Source organism: Mesorhizobium sp. M7A.F.Ca.US.005.03.2.1 (assembly GCF_003997795.1).
GTDB classification, from domain to species: domain Bacteria; phylum Pseudomonadota; class Alphaproteobacteria; order Rhizobiales; family Rhizobiaceae; genus Mesorhizobium; species Mesorhizobium ciceri.
Genome location: NZ_RZRP01001224.1, coordinates 1 through 1,339, shown reverse-complemented (window position 1 = coordinate 1,339; position 1,339 = coordinate 1). Strand labels below are relative to the sequence as shown.

The 1,339-nt window shown below is 65.4% G+C and carries 2 protein-coding genes and 1 pseudogene; all 3 read left to right on the top strand.

Annotated features, from left to right (window positions below):
- Window positions 1–414: pseudogene (locus tag EN991_RS36490) on the top strand (precorrin-3B synthase); the annotation flags it as partial.
- 2 nt (window positions 415–416) lie between these two features.
- On the top strand, window positions 417–1,049 hold the full coding sequence (locus EN991_RS36485; protein ID WP_127370535.1) for a precorrin-8X methylmutase: 633 nt from the start codon (window positions 417–419) through the stop codon (window positions 1,047–1,049).
- Window positions 1,046–1,339 (top strand): SAM-dependent methyltransferase (locus EN991_RS36480; protein ID WP_245461179.1); only part of this gene is annotated, 294 nt, incomplete at its 3' end. The genes EN991_RS36485 and EN991_RS36480, both read left to right, overlap by 4 nt.

Genomic DNA, 1,339 nt, shown 5'->3' with positions numbered 1-1,339 from the left:
GCCCCCACCGACCCGCGCACGCGCATTGCCGCTTGCCCGGGCATGCCGGCCTGCGCCTCCGGCCGCATCGCCACACGCGACATCGCCGAGACGATAGCCGCTGAAACAGCCGACATCCTCGACTTCACCCTTCACATTTCCGGCTGTGCCAAAGGCTGCGCCCACCCCGGTCCGGCAGCGCTGACGATCGTCGGCGGCGAAAATGGAGCCGGACTTGTCGTGAACGCGACGGCAAAGGCCCTTCCTGCCGGCTACAGGCCGGGCTATGACGCCGCGCGCGGCATCGGCCGCGTCGCGGCGATGATCCGCAGCACACGATATCAAGGTGAAACCGCCGCCGCTTGCCTGACAAGGCTCGGGCCGGCCGGTATCGCCGAGGCCTACCGACAGGCCCAAACTGAAAAACGGAAATGAGCATGGCCGCCTACGACTACATCCATGACGGCACGGCGATCTACGAGCGCTCCTTCGCCATCATCCGCGCCGAGGCCGATCTGTCGCGCTTCTCCAAAGCTGAGGCCGATGTCGCCATTCGCATGATCCATGCCTGCGGCCAGGTCGAAGCTTCAAATCATTTTGTGTTCTCCAAGGATTTCGTTGCCGCCGCCCGCACCGCTTTGGCGGCCGGCGCGCCGATCTTCTGCGACGCGGAAATGGTCTCGCATGGCGTCACCCGCGCCAGGCTGCCGGCGGGCAACGAGGTGATCTGCACCTTGCGCGACCCGCGTACGCACGAAATTGCCAGGCAAATCGGCAACACCCGTTCGGCGGCCGCCATCGACCTCTGGGGCGAGCGCATGGCCGGCTCTGTGGTTGCCATCGGCAATGCGCCGACCGCGCTATTCTATCTCCTGGAAAAACTGCGCGATGGCGCACCAAAGCCGGCGGCCATCATCGGCATGCCGGTCGGCTTCGTCGGTGCGGCCGAATCCAAGGATGCGCTGGCCGAGAATTCCTACGGCGTTCCCTACGCCATCGTGCGTGGCCGGCTTGGCGGCAGTGCCATGACCGCCGCCGCGCTCAATTCATTGGCGAGGCCTGGCCTGTGAACGCCTTTCTCAAAGGCCGCCTCGTTGGCGTCGGCACCGGTCCTGGCGACCCCGAACTGCTGACCCTAAAAGCCGCCCGCATCCTGGCCGAGGCCGATGTCGTGGCCTATTTCGCCAAGCGCGGCAACAACAGCAACGCCCGTGCAGTCGTCGAAGCGCAGTTCCGGCCCGAAATGACGGAATTGCCGCTGCTCTATCCCGTCACAACCGAAATCGCCAGGGATCACGACGACTACCGCTCGCAGATCACGGCTTTCTACGAGGAGTCGGCCGAGAAGGTCGCCGAGCAC